The sequence below is a fragment of the Leeia speluncae genome, assembly GCF_020564625.1.
GTDB classification, from domain to species: Bacteria; Pseudomonadota; Gammaproteobacteria; order Burkholderiales; family Leeiaceae; genus Leeia; species Leeia speluncae.
In genome coordinates this window covers 261,133-286,027 of the sequence record NZ_JAJBZT010000002.1, presented here as the reverse complement: position 1 = coordinate 286,027, position 24,895 = coordinate 261,133, and the positions used below count along the sequence as shown (strand labels likewise).

The window sequence follows — 24,895 nt, the reverse complement described above, 5'->3', positions numbered from 1 at the left end:
TTAAATAATTAGGCTAGTTTTGCCATGATTTTATCTGCGCCTTGCTGAATCAACAGATTGGCAACATCAATACCTAGCTGATTTGCAGCGGTTTCATCTGCACCTTCAAGGGTAATGAATTTTTCGGCGCTCAACACTCGGCTACCATCTGGTTCAGCCACAAAACCACGCAATCGTAATGCGCTACCTTCAAGCTCTGCAAAGCCACCGAGCGGTACTTGGCAACTGCCACCGAGTGTTCGGCTCATGGCACGTTCTGCAATAACTCTTAAACTAGTTTCGGTGTGATTCAACTGCTGAAGTAGCGCAATCACTTCTGGCTGATCGGCTCGGCATTCAATCCCTACCGCGCCTTGGCCAACAGCAGGAAGACTTTGTTCCGTGGATAGTGTGCCGCGAATCCGTGCTTCTAGCCCTAAACGTTTTAACCCAGCGACCGCAAGAATAATGGCGGCATATTGGCCATCATCTAGCTTTTTAAGACGGGTTCCTAAGTTGCCTCGAAGTGGTTGGATAACTAGGTGCGGGTATTTCGCGCGTAATTGGCTTTCTCTGCGTAGGCTAGACGTGCCAACAATACTGCCTGCTGGTAGTTCGTCTAATGACGCGTATTGGTTAGAAACGAACGCATCACGCGGGTCTTCGCGTTCTAAAATTGTTGGTAGCGCAAACCCTTCGGGCAGATGCATCGGTACATCTTTCATCGAGTGAACCGCAATATCTGCACGACCTTCTTGCATCGCTACTTCTAGTTCTTTAACAAACAATCCCTTACCACCAATTTTAGAGAGAGACACATCTAAAATGCGGTCGCCTTGGGTGGTCATCCCCAATAAGGTGACTTCAAGCTCAGGGAAGGTGTTTTTAATAAGCTGTTGAACGTGTTCTGCTTGCCATAGCGCAAGTGGGCTTTCACGGGTAGCGATAACGAGTTTGGTAAGCGAGGCCATATGCATCCTTGTGTTGCAACTGCGTGGCGGATTGGGTCGATCTGACGCAAGAGATTGGCTTAAATTGTAGCATGTCACCTCGCCAAACCGTGTGTCTTTCCCATGGCTTTTTCTGATGTCGATCATAGAAAGCTTAAGAATTTAAACGGTTTTGTCTAAAGATCTAAGCACTTTGGGCGGTTTTGCGCAGTTCATTGCCTCTTGAAAAGTATTATTGATTTTTGTGTAGTAAAACTACCATTTTTTATTTTAATTAATGTAGTATGAGTCTTGAGTCAAGCGTTGTTTACCCGAATTGACAGATCACTTTGCCTATGGCGTGTGATTTATGGTTAGCTTTGGTACACTCGTTTCTTGCCCACATGAGACCGGCTGTAACGCCTACTCATGCACAAAAACAGATGCACATCATAAAAAAATATAACGTTGCGCGGAGAGAAGCTCACTTCTCCTGTGGCAACGACATAGGGATGCAGGTCTTCGCTCTCCTTAAGATCACCAACTTACAGCCGTATACAAATATGCGGGTTGGTTGATATGGGCATAGTTGTCAGCAAAGGATGGTGTTCACAAGACTTGGGTTCCCTCTTGCCGGGTATCAAACACAAATAGGGGAAAGTTCGTGGAAGAAGGTGCATTGCCTCTGCGTCGGGATAAAGACGCACCGTTACAAGAAGATATCTCTTTATTGGATCAACTTTTAAGAGACGTGTTGTCGTGTGTAGAAGGTGAAGAAACTGGGTCGGTCATTACCCGGATTCGTGATACCGCACATGCGCTGGCCGAAGCCAAACCAACAGAGCGTGCTGCATTAGAGGCTGAATTATCTCAGCTATCGCATGGCAATACGGTGGCTTTGGTTCGTGCATTCAGTTACTACTCGCACTTAGCCAACATTGCTGAAGATCTTCACCACAACCGCCGTCGTCGCATTCACCGCATTGAAGGTTCTCCACCTCAATTAGGTAGTTTGCCAAATGTGATGCAACGTTTGACTGAAAAAGGGGTAACCCCAGGTTCAGTGATTGAGTTGCTTCAAAATGGCTGGTTAAGCCCTGTACTGACGGCTCACCCCACCGAAGTGCAGCGTAAAAGTATTTTGGACTGTGAGCGCGAAATTGCGCGTTTACTCACAGTCAGAAGTAATCCTTGGTTAGTGCCAGAAGAAAAAGAAGCCAATACAGAGGCGTTACGCCGTTTGGTCTTAACACTATGGCAATCATCAGAGATTCGTAGCTTCAAGCTGACAGTGTTTGATGAAATTCGTAATGGCTTAGCATATTACGACTACACCTTCTTGCAGCAATTGCCAGCGCTTTACTTGCATGTAGAAGAAACATTATCCGAGATGCTCGGTGCGCCGGTAGAGTTACCTTCTTTCTTCCGTATGGGAAGCTGGATTGGTGGCGACCGTGATGGCAATCCATTTGTGAATGCGGAAGTCTTGCGCTACGCATTTAAAACGCAAGCGGAAGTGGCGTTTAAGCACTATTTCGAGCTACTAGCCCGCCTAGAGTCTCGCATGATGCTATCAACTAGAGAGGTGAATGTTTCGCCTTCGCTAGCTGAATTAGCCGCTAGCTCTGTGCAGCAGCCAGAGAGTAGAAAAGAAGAACCGTACCGCTTAGCGTTTATGGCGATCCGTCAAAAACTAGCCGCTAAAGCCATCGCTTTGGGCCTAGATGGCGTGGTGACCTTCTGTGAAGGCGCAGTGGCTTACGATACGCCAGAAGCGTTCTTGGCTGATTTGGCGATTGTGGCGGATTCGCTAGAATCACACCGCAGTGGTTGGTTAAACGATGGCACCTTGTCACGTTTACGCCGTGCGATTCAGGTGTTTGGTTTCCATTTGGCTACGATTGATGTACGTCAGCATTCTGCAGTGCACGAACGTATCGTGACCGAAATTCTGGCTTCCGCCGGTTTAGAGCATTACCCTGCGCTAGACGAAGCCGCCAGAATTCGTGTCTTGCTACGTGAACTAACTTCTCCACGTCCATTGCGCTCTCCGTACTTCCAATACAGCGAAGAAACCGCTAAAGAACTAGCGATTTTTGATGCGATCCGTGAAGTACGCCAGTCATTTGGCAAAGATGCCATCGTGCATGCGATCATCTCGAATGCTAACAGTGCATCTGACGTGCTAGAAGTAGCATTAATCCAAAAAGAATGCGGCATGATGCGCTTAAGCCCATCACCAAAAGCAGATTTGATGGTGGTGCCACTATTCGAGACGATTGATGACTTGCAGCGTAGTGCTGGCATCATGCAGTCACTATACGAGTTGCCATTCTATAAAGCATTGATTGAGGCAAAACGCGGTACGCAAGAAATCATGCTGGGTTACTCAGACAGTAACAAAGATGGTGGCTACCTGACTTCCAACTGGGAGCTGTACCAAGCGGAAGTTGCGCTGGTAAAAGTCTGCGATGCAGCGAACGTTAGACTGCGCTTATTCCATGGTCGTGGTGGTTCGGTTGGTCGTGGTGGTGGTCCTAGCTATGAAGCGATTTTGGCGCAACCAGCAGGAACGGTGCGCGGCCAGATTCGTATTACCGAGCAAGGCGAAGTCATTGCATCTAAATACGCAAACTCTGAAATTGGCTTCCGTAACTTAGAAACCTTAGTAGCCGCTACGCTAGAGGCTAGTTTGTTGCATCCACCAGTCGATCAGACCAACCCAGAATGGTTGGCGGCAATGCAGCAGCTATCTGATGCATCATTCCGTGCTTACCGTGGCCTAGTCTACGAGACTGCCGGGTTTGAAACGTACTTCTCACAAGGTACGCCAATTAGCGAGATCGCCTCGCTTAATATTGGTAGCCGTCCGGTCGCACGTGGTGGGTTTAAAGGGATTTCTTCTTTACGCGCGATTCCATGGGTATTTAGCTGGTCACAGTCCCGTCTGATGATTCCTGGCTGGTATGGCTTTGGTTCGGCGATTTCTCGCTTTGTGGAAGAGCGTGGCGAAGAAGGTTGGGAAATGCTTTCTCAGATGTATCAGGCATGGCCATTCTTCCGTACTGTGCTATCAAACATGGAGCAGGTATTGGCAAAAACCAACCTGACCATTGCAGCGCGTTACTCGGAATTGGTCGAGGATAAGAAATTGTCTGGTAGCGTGTTTGGTACGATTGTGTCCGAGCTACAACGCACAGTGGATGCTATTTTGCGCATTACCGAGCATGAAACATTATTGTCAGCTAACCCGACATTGGCGCGAAGCTTGAATACACGCCTACCTTACTTGGACGCCTTGTCTCACATTCAGGTTGATTTGCTCAAACGCTGGCGTAGTGGTGACGAAGATCCTGCAATTAAAACGGCGATCTTGCAAACCATTAACGGTGTAGCAGCGGGCTTGCGTAATAGTGGCTAGACATTGCGCTATTTAGCTGGTGCAAAAAACACAAAGGGTGCTTATTGGCACCCTTTGTGTTTTTTGCAATGCACTTATTCCGCAATGTTAGGTTTAATCATTGAACATGATGGTTATTAAAAACTAACCATATAAGTTTGGTTCTTACGTGGCGCAACGCAGCAAAATAGCGTTATGATGTGGTTTTGTCTGGCTCGTCAATCGCGCCGAACGTTTTGCAATGAAGACCAAGAGATCCTTATCATGACTCACGCCAATCTGGAAAATCTCAATGTCATCCAGTTGGATGATATGCCGTCCCCTGACGAAATTAAATCTCGTGCGCCACTATCTGATACTGCGGCTCAGACCGTTGAAGATGGTCGTAATGCACTAAAGAATATTCTAGACCGCACTGACCCAAGACTATTTGTGGTGCTCGGTCCATGTTCTATCCATGATCCAGAAGCAGGCCTAGATTACGCGCGCCGTCTAAAAGCGTTAGCGGCAGAAGTAAGCGATGTAATGCTCTTAGTGATGCGTGTGTATTTTGAGAAACCACGTACCACGACTGGTTGGAAAGGTTACATTAACGATCCACGTATGGATGATTCTTTCCATATCGAAGAAGGGATGGAAAAAGCCCGCCGCTTCTTATTGGCGGTGAATGAAATTGGCCTGCCAGCAGCGACCGAAGCCTTAGACCCTATTTCACCACAATATCTAGGTGATATAATTGCTTGGACAGCGATTGGCGCGCGTACATCAGAATCGCAAACTCACCGTGAAATGTCATCAGGCTTGTCTACGCCTGTGGGCTTTAAAAATGGTACAGATGGTTCGCTAGATGTAGCAATTAACGCGATCTTATCGGCAAGCCATCCGCACAGTTTCTTGGGAATCAATGGACATGGTCGTTCTGCCATTATCCGCACCCGTGGCAATGCCTATGGCCACGTTGTGTTGCGCGGTGGTGGTGGTCGTCCAAACTACGATTCTGTGAGTGTGGCAATTGCAGAGTCTGCTCTTAAAAAAGCAAACTTACCAAAGAATATTGTGGTGGACTGCTCTCACGGTAACTCATACAAAAAATATGATTTACAACCACTTGTGATGACCGACTGTATCAACCAAATTCGTGATGGCAACCAATCGATTGTTGGCTTGATGATTGAAAGCCATATCGAAGCAGGTAATCAGTCTATCCCAGAAGATTTGTCACAATTGAAGTACGGTTGCTCGGTGACTGATGCCTGTGTGGATTGGAAAACCACAGAAGATATGATTCGCGATGCCGCAGCGCAACTGCGTGGGCACTTGAATCCTCGTCAAGCCTAAGCGCCTACCAAAAGACTACCGTTAATCGGTAGTCTTTTTCTTTATAGATTGATCCATGTCTCGTGTTGTTATTCTGCCGTTAATCGTGGCCTGTGCTCTGTTTATGGAGCACATGGATGCTACGGTAATTGCGACCTCTTTACCCACGCTTGCCAAAGACCTTGGCGAAGACCCGATTGCGCTCAAACTCGCACTGACTGCCTATGTGGTGGGCCTGGGCGTGTTTATTCCTGTCTGCGGCTGGGTGGCAGATCGTTTTGGGCCAAGGAGTGTCTTTTGTAGTGCCATTGGTGTGTTCATGGCGGGGTCGTTGTTGTGCGCCGTGTCTTCTAGCTTGCCAGCGTTCGTTGCAGCTAGATTTCTGCAAGGCATTGGTGGTGCGATGATGGTGCCCGTTGGACGGATTATCATTTTCCGCGCAGTGGAAAAGTCCGAACTGATTCGGGCAGTAAGTTATCTCACTATTCCTGGCTTATTGGGGCCGGTTATGGGGCCGCCTGTAGGTGGCTTTATTACTACCTACTTTCATTGGCGTTGGATTTTTCTGGTGAATATCCCGATTAGTTTGGTCGGACTATATTTAGCAAAGCGTTTTATCGATAACAAAGTACCAGAAGAAGTGCCGCCTTTGGATGTAAAAGGGTTTGTGCTGACGGGGCTAGGTGGTTCGCTATTTATGCTGGGCACAGCCTTATTGGGTAGTGGTTTAGTGGCTTGGTGGTGGGCGGCTAGTTTGTTAGCTGCTGGATCAGCTATTTTGTTGATGTACTGGCGTTATGCAATTCAACACCCATCCCCCTTAATTGATTTCCGTTTTCTCCAAATCCCTACCTTTAGAGTCAGTGTATTGGGAGGTGCATTATTTCGAATTGCACTAGGTGCATTGCCATTTCTACTACCTTTGATGCTGCAGCTTGGGTTAGGGCTTAGTCCATTTGCTTCAGGGTTAATTACTTGTTGTTCGGCATTAACCGCCGTATTTATCAAAGGATTTGGGACGAGGATTATTAAGCGCTACGGTTTTCGGCGGATGTTATTACTCAATGCTGCGCTAACGGGTATCTGTGTGGCGGGTTATGGATTGTTCTCTCAAAGCACGCCGATTTGGTTGATTGTGATGGTGGTGGCAATTAGTGGCTTATTTCCTTCTTTGCAATTCACTAGCCTAAATACCTTGGTTTACGCGGATATTGACGACGCGCAAGCAGGACGCGCCACCAGTTTTGCCAGTGTGATGCAGCAGTTATCCTTAGGGATGGGGGTGACAGTCGCAGGCGCAACACTGCATTTATCGATGTACATGCATGGACATGCTTCTCTTCAGCAAGCCGATTTTTTACCCGCGTTTTTGGTGATCGGTTTCTCGAGTATTGCCTCGATGTGGATCACCAAAAATTTAGCAGATAATGCAGGGCATCAATTAACAAAAGACTAATTCGCTAGCCAATCCTGCACCATTTGGCCGATTATTTCTGGTAGCAGATCTTGCAGGCTATCTATTGTTTGCCAATTCTCCATGCCGCGCAGCCAAGTTAATTGTCTTTTGCCTAACTGGCGGGTGGCGGCAATCCCTTTTTCTCTAAAGGTGTCGAAGTCATCTAGACCATTTAAATAGTCTAGCGCTTGCCGGTAGCCTACGCAGCGCAAGCTCGGATGATTCGGTGTGAGTGTGGGGTACTTTTTCCGAAGTGCTTTTACTTCTTCTAGAAACCCTTGCTTGATCATTTCATCAAAGCGCAGGGCAATTCGCTCGTGTAAAACCGCGCGATCAGATGGCACAAGCGCAATATCTAGCGTTTGGTAGGGGAGTGGCGTACTGGTTTGTTTCGCAATGAGTGTCGACATGGGTTCGCCGCTCACAATGCAAATCTCTAGCGCTCGCTGAATGCGCTGGCTATCGCTCGGTTTTAATCGCGCAGCGGTGATCGGGTCGAGTTGGGCCAGTTTCTCATGCATGGCAGGCCAGCCACCCACAGTTGCTGCTTCTGCTTCTAATGCTTCCCGTACTTCAGGGTTCGCTTCCGGTAAGTCAGACAAGCCTTCCAACAAGGCTTTGTAATACAGCATCGTGCCGCCGACTAATAACGGAATATTGCCACGATCTGTAATGACCTTCATTAAGGCGAGAGCATCACTTCTAAACTGTGCAGCAGAATAGCTTTCTGTCGGGTCAATAATATCAATCAGAAAATGGGGTGCTTCACTTAATAGTGAGGCATCTGGTTTGGCTGTCCCGATATTCATGTCTCGGTAAACCAAGGCAGAATCCACGCTGATAATTTCGACTGGCAAGGTACGGCATAGATGCAAGGTGCTGGCTGTTTTGCCACTGGCCGTTGGGCCCGCAAGCAAAATTGCTTTGGGGAGGGCGTTAGTTGTCTGACTCATTATTGCCCCCTCATAAATAGTTTGTCTAAATCGTTCATCGATAACTGAAACCAAGTCGGGCGGCCGTGGTTACATTGGTCAGAGCGCTCCGTTGCTTCCATTTCCCGTAGCAACGCATTCATTTCAGGTAGCGTTAAATGCCGGTTCGCCCTTACTGCGCCATGGCATGCCATGGTGGCTAAAATCTCATTTCGTTTGGCCAGTAACACATTGCTCGACCCAACTTCAGATAAATCTTTCAGAATATCCCGAACGAGCGACACAGGGTCGGCTTTTTGTAAGGCAATGGGAACGGCTCGCAACGCCAGATGAGTGGGCGACACAGGTGCCAGTTCAAACCCTAATTCCCGAAGAGCCTCTTCTTGTTGCTGAGCGGTTGCCATTTCTACGCTCGTTGCGTGAAAGCTAGCAGGGATCAGTAGTGGTTGGCTGACGACTGTATGTGCATCGATGGCTTGTTTTAGTTTCTCATACAAAATCCGCTCGTGGGCTGCATGCATGTCTACCACGACTAACCCATATTGGTTTTGTGCCAAAACATAGACGCCATGAATCTGAGCAACCGCAAAACCAAGCGGAGGAGATTGGCTGTCTACCGTGTCAGGTAGCGGCTGTGGAGATGATGTTGTCTGGCTATTTGACACGAATGATGTGGCTGGTAAATCTACCGGGCGTAATTGCGAGAAATACGCTGGGGTATTTTCTCCCGCAGAAAGGGGCATCCGTGTTTGCTCGAACTTGCCCCACTGCGGTTGGCTAGTTTGCCAAGGTGGTGTGCCCGTATCTGCCCGTTCACCTACCTGCGAACTTGGTGTAAATGGGATCGATGTGCTCATGTTTGTATCGATGCTAGGTGTCTGGGCTCCTGCCACTGTGCCCGCTAGTACCTGTTGAATAGCACCTTTTAGCAGTCGATACACTGCGCCACTATCTCGGAACTTTACTTCGCTCTTTTGTGGGTGAACGTTCACATCGACCAAATCCGGCGGAAGAGTAAAAAACAGCGCGTAAACCGGGTGACGCTCATGATGAAGCACATCACGATATGCTTCACGTAGCGCATGGCTTACCAATTTGTCTTTTACAAATCGACCATTCACAAAGAAGTATTGCGCATCACGGCTGCTTCTCGATTGCGTCGGGCTACCAATCATGCCATAGAGGCTTAGTTGTCCGTTGGCGGCATCGACAGGTAATCCTTCTTCCATAAAGGATTCACCCAGAACCGCTGCAATTCTGGCTTGCCGGCTTTGTATAGGAAACTTCCAACAGACTTTTCCATTATGGCTAAAGGTAAAGCTAACCGTTGGCCACGCTAAGGCTAGGCGTTTGCAGGTGTCGTCACAATGGCCGAATTCAGTTGTCGCTGTTTTCAGAAACTTACGCCTTGCTGGCGTGTTGTAATACACGTCCCGTACTTCGATGACGGTGCCTTTTTGCAAGGCGGCTGGTGCTGGGGCAGAAATTTCACCTTCTTGCGTTTCTACTTGCCAAGCATAGTCGCTACCGGTTTCTCTGCTGGTCAACGTCAGTCTAGAAACCGCCGCAATACTCGCTAGCCCCTCGCCGCGAAATCCTAAAGAGCCCACTTGCTCTAAATCATTTAATGATCGGATCTTACTGGTGGCGTGCCTTGCGAGCGCTAGGCTTAGCTGCTCTTTTTGAATGCCACAACCATTATCACTGACCTTTATTAGGGTAATACCACCTTCTTGTAACTGAATGTGTACATCTGTTGCACCCGCATCTAGGCTATTTTCTACAATCTCTTTCAGTGCCGAAGCAGGGCGCTCAACCACTTCGCCTGCGGCAATTTGGTTAATCAGGTGATCGGGTAATAAAGCAATGGTTGGCATTGGCGGGGTCAGGGGTAAATTTCTAAAGCGAAAGTATAAATCAAACCCTACAAATTCGCGTATTTCATCTACAGTACATATTAGGGTTGTAATATTTGCCGCAAATTTGTCATTTGAAATAGGTGGGGTAGCAAATAGGGAGCTGCTGATTTAATAGGCAAATCAATCTTGGTTTCGTTCTAGAATTCTGATAAAACACAAAGAAAATAGAAAATCTAAGTATTTTTCCCCAAAACTAAGAATATTCTTACTACTTAACTGCAGAATGTTTGGCTATACTGCGATTTGCATGTCACATGCTAAATGCAAGAAAAAGAAGCATTGAAGGGAGTTGCTCTAATTTTTAACGTGTTAATTAGGGCAATGGCAACGTAAAAAGCAAATAAGAATCAAGGGGTGCCTGTGACGATAACTAAGACCAACCGTCTGACGATCCTATTTTTAGTGATCGCACTAGCGGCCGAATGGGGGCTATTTGCGCTAGACCAATGGTCATTGATTCAAGCTGCCATTCAGTCCGGTATCCTTTTTATTTTTGCAATTGCGGTCTTTTTACTTCAGCAATCAACTGCTACCGCATCTGGCGCTCAGAAAACTAAAACGTCAAAACAGATCGTTGATGAAAATAATGCTGAACCCATGGTGTTTCAGCGTTTTCGTCAGGCTGACGAAGAATTTATGCACCAATTCGATATTTCTGGTGCTGAGATTCAGCGTGTCCGCACCATGGTGCATGATGCGGCGGATGATCTAATCAACAGCTTTACCAATATCACCTCGCAAGCAAAATATCAGCAAGATTTAGCTCACCGTCTTACCACCGGGTCTGCCATGACTGACGAAGGGGAGAGTCTTACCTTTGAAGGCTTTGCAGAAGACACTTCTAAAACACTGACCTTATTTGTAGATAGTACGGTTCGTAACAGTACGATTGGTATGGCATTGGTTGAGAAAATGGATGACATCGCCAATCAGGTGATGAGCGTTCTTGGTTTCTTGGGTGATATTGAAGCCATCTCTAAACAAACCAACTTATTGGCTTTAAATGCGGCAATTGAGGCAGCACGCGCCGGCGAAGCAGGGCGTGGGTTTGCTGTCGTTGCAGACGAAGTACGTAACCTATCTTTACGAACCAACGAATTTAGTCAGAAAATTCGTGACAATATTGGTTTGGTGCACGGTTCAGTGATGGATGCAGAGAACCGAATTTCTGAACTGGCTGCCCAAGATATGAACTTTGCACTGCAGTCGAAATTGCGTGTAGAACGGACAATGGCCGCTATTAGCAGTCTTAATGCATCGATGGCTAGTACCTTAGATGAACTAGCCACGATTGCTCAGTCAGTCGAAGTAAGTACTAACCAAGCCGTATCCGCCTTACAGTTCCAAGATTTAGTTACCCAATCGCTAACGCATACCCATCGCCGAATGGAAAACATGCGCGCATTGTGTAGCGAAATGTCCGATCTCCAACGCGAGTTGGAATCTAATCCTGCGCTATTAAAAAACGCAGAGTTCCTGCAAGAGAAGCTACCTACGCTGATCGAAAATATTAATGCTCGTGTTGCAGAGTTGCATTCTGATGTCGAATTTAACCCAGTTACCCAAAAAACTATGGAAACTGGTGATATTGAACTATTCTGAAATAGCTGACTAAGCTTAGTGCTGAATATCCGGAGGAAGTAAAAAAATGCCTAAAACCGTTCTAACCGTAGATGATTCCGCTTCCATTCGACAAATGGTAGCGTTTACCCTGAAATCGGCAGGGTATACGGTGGTTGAAGCGCCAGATGGTAACGCAGGCTTGGCCACCGCGAAGTCAAGTAACATAGACTTAATCCTGACCGACCAAAATATGCCGGGTATGGATGGCCTCACCTTGATTAAGGCGCTACGTGCGCTGCCGCAATACCGTTCAACGCCAATTCTGATGCTAACGACAGAAGCTGGTGATGCAATGAAACAGCAAGGTCGTGCCGCTGGGGCAACTGGCTGGCTTGTAAAACCTTTCGATCCTCAAAAGCTACTAGAAGTCGTCAAAAAAGTCATCGGCTAATTCCTCGGAGTTTGCCTTCTTACGGATGGACGCTAGTTTGCATGGTTGCCATGCCTAATGTGTGCATGAAACCTAAGTCACGGAGAGGTTGATGAGTATTGATATGTCTCAGTTCCACCAAGTCTTCTTTGAAGAGGCGGCGGAACACTTAGCGGATATGGAGTCTCTCCTGCTGAAAATAGATATTCAGCAGCCAGAGGCAGAATCATTAAACGCAATTTTTCGCGCGGCCCATTCAATTAAGGGTGGTGCGGGTACTTTCGGGTTTAATAATTTAACCGAAGTGACCCATATTCTAGAAAATTTGCTAGATCGTATTCGCAAGCATGAGTTGGCGTTGACTAGCGAAATGGTCGATGTCTTTTTAGAAGCCGGCGATGTCCTAAAAGGCATGCTAGACGCTCACCAAAATGGAGGGGAGTCTGATGAAGCTGCTTCAGTGGAGATTTGCGATCGTTTACACGCACTCACCGGCGGACAAGTCTCTGCGCCGCCAAAAGTAAATTCGCCAAGTAAGGCGAACACTGCTGTAACGGATGTGATGTCAGAGCAATCATTTCAGTTGGCACTAAAACTACCTGAAGATTTACTCTCCAGCTTTGATTTAGATGATCTAGAGAAGCGATTAAAAGGCTTTGGAACGCTTAACGTATTGGCCGATTTGCCTAGAGATGATGCGGGCATGCATCGCTTATATACGTTTGATACCGCGTCGACGCAAGCGGACTTAATCGACATGTTCTCTTTCTTGTTGCCTGAATTTGCTTTCGAGGTAACGCCACTACATGTGCCCGATTTGACCGATGCAGATGATGGTAGTTTTGGTTTCTTTACCGATAAACCTGCACCTGACACGCTAGTGCTAGAAGAATCTGACGGCTTCGGATTGTTTGCACCACTCACGGCAGATGAACAATCTCCAGTGGCGGACATTCTTGAAGAAGGTGATGGCTTTGGCCTGTTTGCCCCATTACCTGAAGCACCAATTGTGGCAGAAGAATCCGACGGGTTTGGCTTGTTCACTCCGCTAAATGAAGGGGAGCAGGCAGTCTTGGCGGCAGAAAGTGCTGCCCCAGCTACACCTGAAGCAGTGGTTGCGACTGCTGCTGCTGTAGAAAAGCCAAAAGTCAATGTACCAGCGAAAGCAGCTGCCCCTGCAGCCTCTGCAGAAGCCAGTTCAATTCGCGTTGGGGTCGAAAAGGTAGACCAAATCATCAACTTAGTGGGTGAGCTGGTGATTACGCAAGCGATGTTGGCACAGATTGCTAGTCAGTTTGATCCTGTGCTTTACGAACAACTTCACAATGGTATTGCGCTACTAGAACGCAATACGCGGGAACTGCAAGAATCTGCGATGTCGATTCGTATGATGCCAATCTCCTTTGTGTTTAGCCGCTTCCCACGCGTGGTAAGAGACGTTGCAGGCAAACTAGGCAAGCAAGTAGAGCTAGTACTAGTGGGTGAAAATACCGAAATGGATAAAGGGCTGATCGAGAAATTGGCCGATCCTCTCACGCATTTGGTACGCAACAGCCTAGACCACGGCATCGAAAAAGCGGAAGACCGTATTGCTAAAGGTAAGCCAGCAAAAGGGACGCTTACCTTAAAAGCCTTCCATCAAGGTGGCAACATCATGATCCAGGTAATGGATGATGGTGGTGGTTTAAGTCGTGATCGTATCTTGGCGAAGGCCAAATCTAGCGGCATGAATGTCAGCGATACCATGCCAGACCAAGAAGTGTGGAGCTTAATCTTCGAAGCGGGCTTCTCTACTGCCGAAAAAGTCACTGATGTGTCCGGTCGTGGGGTTGGCATGGATGTGGTTCGCAGAAACATTCAGAGCATGGGTGGCAGAATCGATATTGAGTCGGTGAAAGACCAAGGGACGACCATGTCTATCCGCTTGCCACTCACCTTAGCGATTTTGGACGGCATGTCTATTTCGGTTGGACCAGAGGTGTATGTGATTCCGCTGGCCTTTATTGTGGAGTCACTCCAACCAAGAAATGAAGACATCAATACGCTAGCAGGTAAAGGGCGTGTGATTCATGTGCGTGGCGAATACTTGCCGCTAGTTGCGCTTCACGATGTATTCAATATCGAGCAACACGTTACAGAGTTTGATAAAGGTCTTGTCATCATCTTAGAAGCGGATGGCGGCAAAATTGCATTGTTTGTGGATGATTTGTTAGGTCAGCATCAAGTGGTGATCAAGAGCCTAGAAACCAACTATCGAAAAGTTTCAGGGGTGTCGGGAGCAACCATTATGGGGGATGGCCGCGTGGCATTGATTATTGATGTCGAAGCGCTTTTCCGTATGACACGTGGAAAACAAGCGATCGAATCACTTTAATCACGGCTATTAAGAATAACAAAGGAGCTAATGATGTCTTTATTCCAGAATCTATTTGGCCAAGCAGAAAAGCAGGCCATGCAAGACAAGCTTGGGGAAATGCAGGCGGTGTTAACAGCGCTTCATCGCGTACAAGCAGTCATTGAGTTTACCCCAGAGGGAAAAATTCTAACGGCTAACCAAAACTTTTTGTCAGTTCTGGGATACACCTTAGAAGAGATTCAAGGTAAGCATCACAGCATGTTTGTTGAGCCTTCGTATAGCAGTTCGATGGAATACCGCATGTTCTGGGAAAAACTAGGACGTGGCGAATTTGATGCTGCACAGTACAAGCGGATCGCTAAAGGCGGAAAAGAAATCTGGATTCAAGCTAGCTATAACCCAGTATTCGACAGCCACGGCAAACTAACTAAGGTAGTGAAGTTCGCTACGGATATCACCGCTGGCAAAATCCAAGAAGCTGATAATTCAGGGCAGTTAGCAGCCATTAATAAAGCCCAAGCAGTGATTAGTTTTGAATTAAACGGCACGATCGTCGACGCTAACGAAAACTTCCTAAGCACCTTAGGCTACACACTGTCTGAAGTGAAAGGCCGTCACCACAGTATGTTTGTAGAAGATAGCTACAAATCCTCTCCCGATTACCGCGCCTTCTGGGAAAAACTTGGACGTGGTGAATACGATGCAGGCCGTTACAAGCGTATTGGCAAAGGCGGCAAAGAAGTTTGGATTCAGGCGAGTTACAACCCAATTTTGGATCTAAATGGCCGCCCATACAAAGTAGTGAAGTTTGCGACTGATGTGACTGAGCAAGTACTTGGCGCACGTGCACTAGAGCTTGCCGTAGAGCGTTCCCTTGCTGTCGTAAATGCCGCCAAAGAGAATGACTTAACCCAGTCAATTGATATGAATGGTATCTCTGGCCCTGTATCTACCTTATGCAGCGGCATTAACGAACTACTTAGCAGTATTGGTGGCGTGTTAATTGAAGTGCAACAAGCCGCCATGGCGGTGGATGCTGCGTCTAGTGAGATTGCGAGTGGTAACCAAAACCTTAGCCAACGCACAGAAGAGCAAGCTGCCAACCTAGAAGAAACGGCTTCTAGTATGGAAGAACTAACCAGTACCGTGAAACAAAACGCAGAAAATGCAAAACAAGCCAACCAGTTGGCAAAAGGTGCATCTGATATTGCGGTACAAGGCGGTAAAGTGGTTGGACAAGTAGTGAATACCATGTCGGACATTAGTACAGCTTCTAAAAAGGTAGTGGATATTATTGGTGTGATCGATGGTATCGCTTTCCAAACCAACATCCTTGCGCTAAATGCTGCGGTGGAAGCGGCGCGAGCAGGAGAACAAGGTCGCGGCTTTGCGGTGGTGGCAAGTGAAGTACGTACGCTAGCGCAGCGCTCTGCGGCGGCCGCAAAAGAGATTAAAGAATTAATTGGTAACTCGGTTGAGAAAACCGAATCCGGCGCAAGGCTAGTTGATGAAGCTGGGCGAACCATTGATGAAGTGGTGATGGCGGTAAAACGCGTTACCGATCTCATGTCAGAAATCTCTGCCGCTAGCTTGGAACAAAGTACGGGTATCGAGCAAGTAAACCAGGCGGTTACTCAGCTAGATGATACGACTCAGCAAAACGCGGCTTTAGTAGAAGAAGCGGCAGCTGCAGCGGAAAGTCTACAAGATCAGTCACAATCTTTATTTAATATGGTAGCAGCGTTCCAGTTAAACGGTGGCGACACGGTAGTTAGCCGTGGCAAACCTGCGATGCTGTCTAAACCAGCTGCCAGAGTGATGGCAAAACCTGCAAGAGCCGCTTCACCTTCTGCTGCGAGTTTATCTAAACCGAAGCTAGACACAGGTGACGAGTGGGAAGAGTTCTAATTAATAGCAAATCCTAGACAACAACCATTGAATAGCGATTTTGAAGGACAAGCAAATGGATAATTCCGCTGTAGACCATCACATGAATGGTAGCAACGAATACTTGGTATTCACGCTCGGTAAAGAAGAATATGGAATTGATATTCTGAAAGTGCAGGAAATTCGCGGCTACGATACCGTGACCAGTATTGCGAACTCGCCAGAGTTTATTAAAGGGGTGATCAATCTCCGCGGTACGATCGTACCGATTGTGGACCTGCGGATTAAGTTTCATCTAGGAAACGTAACGTACAACCAATTTACGGTAGTGATTATTTTAAATATCGCAAACCGTGTGGTGGGTATTGTGGTGGATGGCGTGTCGGATGTGATTACGCTGGCATCTGAGCAAATTCGCCCTGCGCCAGAATTTGGTTCTACGCTAAACACAGAGTACATCCAAGGTCTTGGTACGGTTGAAGAACGAATGATTATTCTGACGGATATTGAAAAGCTAATGACTAGTGGTGAAATGATGCTGGTCGAAAGTGTTGCAGTGTAATTGCATAAAGATTCATAGAAGAAGTAAAAGCCATTTACCACAGGGGTTTGTATGTCGTTCTCGAATTTGAAAATTGGCACTCGGTTAGGATTTTCATTTGTAATTGTTTTGGCCATGTTGGCGGGGTTAGGTGTATTTTCATTGACGCAGCTTAGCTCGTTAAATGGCGATGCAAATGAAATTGGGAAAAACTGGTTGCCAAGTGTTGAAGCAAGTTCGACAGTAAATGGCGAGTTGTACCGCATGCGGCAACGTGAGTATCGTTTGGTTGTAGAGAAAAACTCTGCATCTGCACAAAAAGCATTGAAAGAGTCAAATACCGGCGTTGAAGTCGCTATGGCCAATTATGAAAAGCTGATTACAGAACCAGAAGAAAAAGCGACTTACGCAGAGGCAAAAAAAGTATACGCGACTCATTTGCAGAATCAGGGTTCATTAGTAGATGCATTAAGTGCAGGCCAGCAAGAGCAAGCAGAAGCGATTATTTCTGGTGAAATGCGTACAAACTTCACCAACTTGACCTTGCTGTTCAATAAGCTGGTCAAAATTAATCATGATGGGTCTGTAAAGTCTGTTGCTTCTGCTGATGAGGTATTTAATCAATCGACAAAGTTAGTGATTGCCGTGATTATCATTGCTTTGGCAATTGGCACTTTGCTCGCGATTTTGATTACCCGTTCTATCACCAAGCCATTGGCGAAGGCAGTTGAAGTTGCAAATGCGGTGTCGCATGGTCAACTCGATGTACAAGTACGTGCGAGTGGAAAAGATGAAACCGCCACGCTGCTAAGAAGCATGCAAAGCATGATTGCCACCTTGCAGCAGTTTGTTGCTGCGCAAGAGGAAATGAAATCACAGCATGATCAAGGTGCCATTAGCTTCCGTATAGATAGCCGCCGCTTCGAAGGCCGATTTGCCGCCATGGCAAACTTGGTAAATGAGCTAGTTGCAGCACACATCGCCGTCAAAATGCGGATTGTGGATGTGGTGACGGAATACGCAAAAGGTAATCTGTCTGTAGATATGGATCGCCTACCTGGTGAAAAGGCTAAAATCACGACCGCCATTGATGGTGTGAAGACCAGCCTCCAACAAGTCAATGCACAAATCAAAGAGCTAGTCACTGCAGCGAATAATGGTAACTTCACTGCGCGTGGCGATGCAGCCAAATATCAATATGAATTCCGTGAAATGGTAGAGGGGCTAAATAGCCTGATGTCTACTAGCGACAAAGGCTTGACTGAGGTTGGACGTGTATTAAAAGCGTTGGCTCAAGGTGATCTTACCCAACGTATCGATGGTGACTATCGTGGCACCTTCAAGCAGTTGAAGGACGATAGTAACGAAACGGCAGAAAAACTTTCTGAAATTGTGACTCAGATTCGTGAAGCGACAGATACGATTAATACTGCGGCAAAAGAAATTGCCGCAGGTAACCAGAATTTAAGCCAGCGTACAGAACAACAAGCAGCCAGCCTAGAAGAAACTGCTTCTAGCATGGAAGAACTCACTGGTACTGTGAAACAAAATGCAGACAATGCTCGTCAAGCAAATCAGCTTGCTCGTGGCGCTTCTGACATTGCAGTCAAAGGTGGGGAAGTGGTTGGTCAAGTGGTCAAAACAATGGATGACATCAACAATGCTTCGCGCAAAATTGTCGATATTATCAGTGTGATTGATGGTATTGCGTTCCAAACCAATATTTTGGCGTTAAACGCAGCGGTGGAAGCGGCACGTGCAGGCGAACAAGGGCGTGGGTTCGCCGTCGTGGCGAGTGAAGTACGTACCTTGGCACAACGTTCTGCAGCAGCGGCAAAAGAAATTAAAGGCCTGATCAATGATTCGGTAGAAAAAGCCGACTTAGGTGCCAAACTCGTGAATGAAGCAGGGGGCACGATGGACGAGGTGGTTACATCCGTTAAACGCGTGACCGACATTATGAGCGAAATTGCATCTGCTAGCGTAGAGCAAAGCACGGGTATCGAGCAGGTGAATACCACCATCACCCAAATGGATGATGTGACTCAGCAGAATGCTGCATTAGTAGAAGAAGCGGCTGCTGCAGCAGAAAGCCTGGAAGAGCAAGCACAATCATTAGCGATGGCAGTTGCCGCATTCCGCTTGTCACAATCCAATGGACGATTCATAGGTAATCAGACAAATACAACAAGAGCAATGCCTAATGCCGTGGTCAAACGACCATCGGCGCCGTCAGCGGCATCTAGCATCCCGAAATTATCTAAAGCTGAGCTAGAAGGTGATTGGGAAGAGTTTTAATCCGATCGGTTGATTTGGTCGTCTAACCGTCAGTAAATTTTGAATGTAGAAAGCTGCCGCACAACACAGCAGTTGTGCGGTGATTCTTGCCACGGAAATTGGATTTACTCCTTAGCTAGGAAGTGATGCTATGTCTAGTTCACAACAAAAAAGTCTGAAAACGCAGCTGGTGCAATTTGGCACTGGTATCTCTATTTTGCTAGCAGCGTTGCTAGTGGTCTGTCTTATTCTGCTATACAGGCTCGATCATCGCGTAAAAGTAGAGTTTCCCAATGCCAGAGAGTTTGGCGAGTTAACGTTAAAAGCTCGTTACCATGCCGTTCAAGTGCAGCAATTCTTGACTGACGTGAGTGCAACAGGGGATCGTGGCGGCTTTGAAGAGGCAAAATCAAACCGCGATGAACTACTCAAAAATATCGACGCAGCAAAAATATTAAGGCCAGATTTAGCCACTCAGCTAGATGAGATCAAAGATGCGGCAAACAGCACTTATTCTACTGGTGTTGAAATGGCAAATGGTTACCTGAGTGGTGGCCAAGCGGTTGGCAATGCAATCATGAAACGTCCATCAACCGGTTTTGATGAGCGTTCTGCTGCATTAACAGAAAAAATGGCCGCATTAGATAAATTTGCGGATGAGTATTTTGAAAAGATTAAGTCTGAATCTGCTACAGATTCTACCCAGATGGGTATCGGCTTACTGGGTGGATTACTCGCGGCCATTCTCATCTTTGTCGTTGCTGTATCGAAACTGTACAAACGCATTCATCGCCAATTGGGTGGCGAGCCAGAGCTACTAGCAAATGCAGCGCTAGAAATTGCACAAGGTAAATTGGGGCAGGAGCTACCGGTAGAAAAAGGCGACTCGACAAGCGTTATGGCGCAAATGCAGGTGATGCAGGTAGAGCTTCGCAAAACGGCTGTGATGGCGTTAGAAAATGCACGTATTCGTCAAGCGTTGAATTCAGTGAATACCAGTGTGATGATTGCAGATCAAGATCGAAACATTACTTTTATCAACAAAGCACAAGAAGCGATGTTGATTTCACTGAATGATCAACTTCGTAAAGAGTTGTCACAGTTTGATGCTTACAATGTCATTGGCAAAAACATCGATATTTTCCACAAAAATCCAAGTTACCAGCAACAAATGTTGGCGCGACTAACAAAAACGCATGTGGCGAATATTGTTGTCGGGGCACTACATTTCCGTCTGACCATGAACCCAATTAAAGATGCGAATGGCGCTTCGATTGGTACAGTAGTGGAATGGGCTAACCGTACATTAGAAGTGCAAACAGAAGAAGAAATTGAGAGTGTAATTACTGCAGCTGCAAGTGGTGATTTCTCTGTTCGCATGGAAACCAATACAAAACAAGGTTTCTTTAAAACCTTGGCAGAAACCACTAATCGCTTACTAGACAATACGGAAAAAGCGCTGAATGAACTGGCGGATGTCTTTAGTGCCTTGTCGCGTGGGGATCTTACCCAACGGATGGCGAGTGATTTCTCAGGCACATTGGGCCAACTGAAAGCCGATAGTAATAGTACGATTGATCGACTAACCGATATCGTTATCCAGATTAAAGAAGCGACAGATACCATCACAATTGCTTCAAAAGAAATTGCTGCAGGTAACCAAAACCTAAGCAGCAGAACTGAACAGCAAGCTGCCAGCCTAGAAGAAACCGCTTCTAGTATGGAAGAGCTAACCGGTACGGTAAAACAGAATGCGGACAATGCCCGCACGGCAAACCAGCTTGCTCGCGGCGCATCAGATATCGCAGTGAAAGGTGGTGATGTAGTTGGTCAAGTAGTGAAAACCATGGACGACATCAATAATGCCTCTCGCAAGATCGTTGATATTATTAGCGTGATTGATGGCATTGCCTTCCAAACCAATATTTTGGCCTTGAATGCCGCGGTAGAGGCTGCTCGTGCAGGTGAACAAGGCCGTGGTTTTGCGGTGGTGGCGAGTGAAGTACGTACATTGGCACAACGCTCTGCTGCTGCGGCCAAAGAAATTAAAGGCCTGATTAATGATTCGGTTGAGAAGACCGATCAAGGGGCTAGGTTGGTCGATGAGGCAGGTCACACGATGGGTGAAATTGTGACTGCGGTGAAGCGCGTGACCGACATCATGAGCGAAATCGCTTCTGCTAGCATTGAGCAAAGCGCGGGCATCGAGCAAGTAAACCAAACTGTTACTCAAATGGATGATGCAACCCAGCAAAATGCTGCTTTGGTAGAACAAGCAGCGGCTGCCGCAGAGAGCCTAGATGAGCAAACTCAGTCATTATCTATGTCAGTTGCCGCCTTTAAACTAGAGCGTGGTGGAGCGGTAACAACAAGAAGAGCACCAGCACCTTCGATGGCTACGAGTTCAAACACTGCGCCAGCTGTCGCGAAGCGAGCCCCAAGTACCGGTGTCTCCTTTCCGGCCAAAGATGAAGATGGTGAATGGGAGGAATTTTAATTAGCTGACTCATTTGTCAGTTAATTGAAAAAGACTGCAACATTTGTAACGTCAACCGTTTATCTATAGTAAAGAATCGCCTAAGCTAAGCACATAAGGGGTAGAAATACTCCTCAAAACTGTGAAATGCCTAGGTAGTTACGATAGTTAGTCTGTGGGTTGGAGAAGGCAAATGTTGAAGTCTAATAGTTGGTTAAATCGTTACTCTATTGCACAGCAATTATGGATCTTAATTGCAAGCTTTGTGTTTTCATTGCTATTGCTAGGTGGTGTCATGACTGCCACGCTAAAAGAGGTTCAAGTTGGCGGCCCAATTTTTAAGCAAGTAGCAGACGGTAAAGATTTAGTCGCAGATATTTTGCCTCCCCCTGCGTATTTAATCGAAGCGTGGCAAGTAACCTTGGAGTTAGCTGTCACTTCTTCTCCAAAAGATAAAGCAGTATTAGTGGCAAAAAGCCACCAGCTAAGAAAAGACTTTGATGCCAGAGAAGTTTATTGGCAAGAGGTGTTGTCAGACGGCAAGCTGAAAGAAGTGTTTCTGAAAGGTGCATACCCTGCCGGTCGTGCCTTTCTGAATCTAAGAGATCAGGCGTACCTGCCAGCAATAGAACGCAATGATGTTGCTTCTGCGCAAGCGTTATTACCAAAATTAAAAGCACTTTACTTGGCTCATCGCGCAAAGATTGATGAAGTCGTAGAAATGGCCAATGCGCGTGTGACAGGAGATGAAGCATCCGCGCATGATGTGATCAACAGTCGTTCAATTACCTTAGTCGGCGTGGGTTGTCTGCTATTGGTTGTCATTATGTGGTTAGGGCAAGCAATTGCAAAGCAAGTAAAAAGAAGTATCGGGGGCGATTTACGAGAGGCAGCTCGCGTCGTGGCGAATGTGGCAAATGGTGATTTAGAAAGCAAAATCCCGTTAGTGACGCAAGATACACAAAGCTTAATGTTTAATTTGCAGCGCATGCAGTCTTCATTACTCGCTGCGCAACGGCAAGCCAGAGAAAATGCGCGGATTCGACGTGCACTAGATGCAGTAAGCTCAAATGTGCGTATTACAGATGAACACGGAATTGTGTTGTATGCCAATCAAAAGTTACATACAACAATTAAACAATTAGAAGTAGGTATTCGGCAAAAACTGCCATCTTTCCAAGCCTCACAGTTTATTGGAATGGATATCACTAAACTGTACGATGACACAATGTCAGACGGGCGCTCGGCGCAATCGCTACGACAAGAGCGAACATCACTAATGAATATTGGTGGTAGGACGTTTGAAGTAAAAACTGCGCCTGTTTTTGACGAACAACAGCAATTGATTGGCACGATTGGCGAGTGGCATGACCAAACCGACTTGTTAAAGGTGCAAGAAGAAGTAAGATTAGTGATTGATGCGGCTAAGCAAGGCCATTTCAATCAACGTATTTCTGTGAATGGTAAAGATGGCTTTTTTCTGACGTTGTCAGAATCGATGAATACGCTCTTGGCGTCTACAGAGAGTGCGCTATCGGAATTAGGTGGCGTGCTTTCCGCGTTAGCCAATGGTGATTTAACCGTTAAGATGCACAGCCAATATGAAGGTATGTTGGCTCAATTGAAAGAGGACTGTAACCAAACGATCGATCAACTAGCAGAGATCGTTTCGCAAATTAGTTACTCCACCAACTCCATTCATTCTGCATCGCAAGAGATTGCCACAGGGAACTTTGACTTAGGCCGTCGGACGGAAAAACAAGCAGCAAGCATTGAAGAAACGGCTGCCAGCATGGAAGAGCTGACGGGCACTGTTAAAAAGAATGCTGAAAATGCACATCAAGCAAATGAATTAGCTTCTGGTGCATCTATTGTGGCAGGTCACGGTGGAGAAGCGGTTGAAAATGTCGTTTCAACAATGAACGAAATTAATCAATCAGCAAGAAAGATTGTAGACATTATCAGTGTGATTGATGGTATTGCATTTCAAACTAATATTTTGGCACTCAATGCAGCGGTAGAGGCTGCTAGAGCAGGTGAGCAGGGTAAAGGGTTTGCCGTCGTGGCAAGTGAGGTAAGGGGGCTGGCTCAGCGTTCCGCAACCGCAGCTAAAGAAATTAAAAAACTGATTAACGACTCGGTTTCTAAAACAGATAGCGGCACAAAACTAGTTAACCAAGCAGGGGAAACCATTAAAAAAGTCGTGGTCTCTGTTAAACGTGTGACGGATATTATGGGTGAAATCACGGAAGCCAGTGCGGAACAAAGCGCAGGCATTCAGCATGTCAACCAAACCGTTTCGCAAATGGATGCCGCCATTCAACAAAATGCCTCCTTGGTAGAGGAAGCAAGTACGGCAGCAAGTAGCCTGAAAGAACAAGCTGAGAATCTACAGCAGTTAGTCAGTCGATTTAAACTGACAGTGAATAATCAAGTGAATGTCAGAGGCAACGTCCCCAGGTTGGCCTCGTTGACAGTGAAAAAACCGGTAGGTGAGCAAGATTCATGGGCTAGCTACTAAGGTTAGGTGTGCTAGTTGCAAATTGCCGTCTACAATGAAAATAGAATATTAAAAGAGAGTAGGGCTTATTATGGTCGGTAACGATGATCTTCATCGCGAATTCCAGTTTACAGATCAAGACTTTGAACTAGTCAGAAAAGTGATCTACCAAAAAGCAGGTATTTCATTAGCGGATAGTAAAAAGCAAATGGTCTATAGTCGTTTGGCAAGACGACTACGTGCGAATCAAAAAACCAGTTTTCGTAGCTATTTGGAAATGCTACAAGCAAGTCCAGACTCTCCTGAGTGGGAAGAGTTTACGAATGCACTGACCACCAATTTGACCTCCTTTTTCAGAGAGTCTCACCATTTCGATATGCTGAAACAGCACTTGTCGAACGTTGGCAAAGATGGACATCAGATTAATATTTGGTGTAATGCATCTAGTACAGGCGAAGAACCTTACTCTTTAGCCATCACCTTGATGGAGCACTTCCAGTCCGCCACACCAAACGCTGCGATTCTAGCGAGTGATCTAGATACAAATGTGCTTGCTAAAGCGCGTGAAGGTGTTTACTCGTTAGATAAGGTCGAAAAATTATCGTCAGATCGGATGCGAAAGTTCTTCCTAAAAGGAACGGGAGCGCAAGAAGGTTATGCCCGTGTTCGCCCTGAATTGCAAAAGCTAATTACTTACCGACAACTCAATTTGCTCGATAACGCTTGGCCAATCCGTGGGCCTTTCGATGCGATATTTTGCCGGAACGTCATGATTTATTTCGACAAACCAACACAACGAAAAATGTTGGAAAAGTTTGCGCCGCTGCTAAGAAAAGATGGCTTACTCTTTGTCGGGCATTCAGAGCATCTGAGTCATGTTGCAGATATTTATGTACCATGCGGCAAAACGGTTTACAAGCTGAAGGGCTAATG

General features: G+C 46.5%; 15 protein-coding genes. 12 read left to right on the top strand and 3 right to left on the bottom strand.

Features of this window, described 5'->3' with window-relative positions:
• Positions 1 to 8: 8 nt before the first annotated feature.
• Positions 9 to 950 (bottom strand): hydroxymethylbilane synthase, encoded by a 942-nt coding sequence (hemC, locus tag LIN78_RS04315; protein WP_227178843.1) that lies wholly within the window; start codon positions 948 to 950, stop codon positions 9 to 11.
• A 622-nt stretch (positions 951 to 1,572) separates the two neighbouring features.
• On the opposite strand from hemC, the gene ppc reads away from it, so the two are divergent.
• The 3 genes from ppc (at position 1,573) to LIN78_RS04300 (ending at position 7,081) form a co-directional block, all read left to right on the top strand.
• Complete coding sequence (gene ppc / locus LIN78_RS04310) at positions 1,573 to 4,329, top strand: phosphoenolpyruvate carboxylase (RefSeq protein ID WP_227178841.1); 2,757 nt, start codon at positions 1,573 to 1,575, stop codon at positions 4,327 to 4,329.
• A 243-nt stretch (positions 4,330 to 4,572) separates the two neighbouring features.
• Positions 4,573 to 5,646 carry a 3-deoxy-7-phosphoheptulonate synthase gene (locus LIN78_RS04305; RefSeq protein WP_227178839.1) on the top strand — a complete coding sequence of 358 codons (1,074 nt, stop codon included), beginning with the start codon at positions 4,573 to 4,575 and terminating at the stop codon, positions 5,644 to 5,646.
• A gap of 55 nt (positions 5,647 to 5,701) precedes the next feature.
• Complete coding sequence (locus LIN78_RS04300; RefSeq protein ID WP_227178837.1) at positions 5,702 to 7,081, top strand: MFS transporter; 1,380 nt, start codon at positions 5,702 to 5,704, stop codon at positions 7,079 to 7,081.
• On the opposite strand, the gene miaA is transcribed toward LIN78_RS04300, so the two are convergent.
• Entirely contained in the window at positions 7,078 to 8,034 is a 957-nt protein-coding gene (gene miaA / locus LIN78_RS04295; protein WP_227178835.1) for a tRNA (adenosine(37)-N6)-dimethylallyltransferase MiaA, read from the bottom strand. The genes LIN78_RS04300 and miaA overlap by 4 nt on opposite strands.
• A complete protein-coding gene (mutL, locus tag LIN78_RS04290) occupies positions 8,034 to 9,890 on the bottom strand; it encodes a DNA mismatch repair endonuclease MutL (RefSeq protein WP_227178833.1) in 1,857 nt (618 codons plus the stop codon). Before mutL ends, miaA begins: the two co-directional genes overlap by 1 nt.
• A 402-nt stretch (positions 9,891 to 10,292) precedes the next feature.
• Here mutL and LIN78_RS04285 point away from each other — a divergent pair, with 402 nt between their 5' ends.
• From LIN78_RS04285 to LIN78_RS04235, 9 genes are all read left to right on the top strand, one after another.
• Complete coding sequence (locus LIN78_RS04285; RefSeq protein WP_227178831.1) at positions 10,293 to 11,534, top strand: methyl-accepting chemotaxis protein; 1,242 nt, start codon at positions 10,293 to 10,295, stop codon at positions 11,532 to 11,534.
• 46 nt (positions 11,535 to 11,580) lie between these two features.
• Positions 11,581 to 11,946 carry a response regulator gene (locus tag LIN78_RS04280; RefSeq protein WP_227178829.1) on the top strand — a complete coding sequence of 122 codons (366 nt, stop codon included), beginning with the start codon at positions 11,581 to 11,583 and terminating at the stop codon, positions 11,944 to 11,946.
• Between the two features lie 91 nt (positions 11,947 to 12,037).
• The gene (locus tag LIN78_RS04275; protein ID WP_227178827.1) at positions 12,038 to 14,299 is read left to right on the top strand and encodes a chemotaxis protein CheW; all 2,262 of its coding nucleotides are present in this window, start codon (positions 12,038 to 12,040) and stop codon (positions 14,297 to 14,299) included.
• A 33-nt stretch (positions 14,300 to 14,332) separates the two neighbouring features.
• Positions 14,333 to 16,189 carry a methyl-accepting chemotaxis protein gene (locus tag LIN78_RS18260; protein ID WP_284700242.1) on the top strand — a complete coding sequence of 619 codons (1,857 nt, stop codon included), beginning with the start codon at positions 14,333 to 14,335 and terminating at the stop codon, positions 16,187 to 16,189.
• Between the two features lie 55 nt (positions 16,190 to 16,244).
• The gene (locus LIN78_RS04260; RefSeq protein WP_227178825.1) at positions 16,245 to 16,730 is read left to right on the top strand and encodes a chemotaxis protein CheW; all 486 of its coding nucleotides are present in this window, start codon (positions 16,245 to 16,247) and stop codon (positions 16,728 to 16,730) included.
• 51 nt (positions 16,731 to 16,781) lie between these two features.
• Complete coding sequence (locus LIN78_RS18255) at positions 16,782 to 19,007, top strand: methyl-accepting chemotaxis protein (RefSeq protein WP_284700241.1); 2,226 nt, start codon at positions 16,782 to 16,784, stop codon at positions 19,005 to 19,007.
• 130 nt (positions 19,008 to 19,137) lie between these two features.
• The gene (locus LIN78_RS18315) at positions 19,138 to 21,483 is read left to right on the top strand and encodes a methyl-accepting chemotaxis protein (RefSeq protein ID WP_308443947.1); all 2,346 of its coding nucleotides are present in this window, start codon (positions 19,138 to 19,140) and stop codon (positions 21,481 to 21,483) included.
• A gap of 172 nt (positions 21,484 to 21,655) precedes the next feature.
• Entirely contained in the window at positions 21,656 to 23,983 is a 2,328-nt protein-coding gene (locus LIN78_RS18310) for a methyl-accepting chemotaxis protein (protein ID WP_308443946.1), read from the top strand.
• A gap of 70 nt (positions 23,984 to 24,053) precedes the next feature.
• The gene (locus LIN78_RS04235; RefSeq protein WP_227178823.1) at positions 24,054 to 24,893 is read left to right on the top strand and encodes a CheR family methyltransferase; all 840 of its coding nucleotides are present in this window, start codon (positions 24,054 to 24,056) and stop codon (positions 24,891 to 24,893) included.
• Positions 24,894 to 24,895: the final 2 nt, after the last annotated feature.

Bases quoted from the DNA above. Each gene is read 5' to 3' on its own strand.
- LIN78_RS18315 (WP_308443947.1), top strand. From the start codon at position 19,138: ATGTCTAGTTCACAACAAAAAAGTCTGAAAACGCAGCTGGTGCAATTT.
- LIN78_RS04235 (WP_227178823.1), top strand. From the start codon at position 24,054: ATGGTCGGTAACGATGATCTTCATCGCGAATTCCAGTTTACAGATCAA.
- LIN78_RS04300 (WP_227178837.1), top strand. From the start codon at position 5,702: ATGTCTCGTGTTGTTATTCTGCCGTTAATCGTGGCCTGTGCTCTGTTT.
- LIN78_RS04275 (WP_227178827.1), top strand. From the start codon at position 12,038: ATGAGTATTGATATGTCTCAGTTCCACCAAGTCTTCTTTGAAGAGGCG.
- LIN78_RS18255 (WP_284700241.1), top strand. From the start codon at position 16,782: ATGTCGTTCTCGAATTTGAAAATTGGCACTCGGTTAGGATTTTCATTT.
- mutL (WP_227178833.1), bottom strand. From the start codon at position 9,890: ATGCCAACCATTGCTTTATTACCCGATCACCTGATTAACCAAATTGCC.
- LIN78_RS04305 (WP_227178839.1), top strand. From the start codon at position 4,573: ATGACTCACGCCAATCTGGAAAATCTCAATGTCATCCAGTTGGATGAT.
- hemC (WP_227178843.1), bottom strand. From the start codon at position 950: ATGGCCTCGCTTACCAAACTCGTTATCGCTACCCGTGAAAGCCCACTT.
- LIN78_RS04280 (WP_227178829.1), top strand. From the start codon at position 11,581: ATGCCTAAAACCGTTCTAACCGTAGATGATTCCGCTTCCATTCGACAA.
- miaA (WP_227178835.1), bottom strand. From the start codon at position 8,034: ATGAGTCAGACAACTAACGCCCTCCCCAAAGCAATTTTGCTTGCGGGC.
- LIN78_RS18310 (WP_308443946.1), top strand. From the start codon at position 21,656: ATGTTGAAGTCTAATAGTTGGTTAAATCGTTACTCTATTGCACAGCAA.
- LIN78_RS18260 (WP_284700242.1), top strand. From the start codon at position 14,333: ATGTCTTTATTCCAGAATCTATTTGGCCAAGCAGAAAAGCAGGCCATG.
- LIN78_RS04260 (WP_227178825.1), top strand. From the start codon at position 16,245: ATGGATAATTCCGCTGTAGACCATCACATGAATGGTAGCAACGAATAC.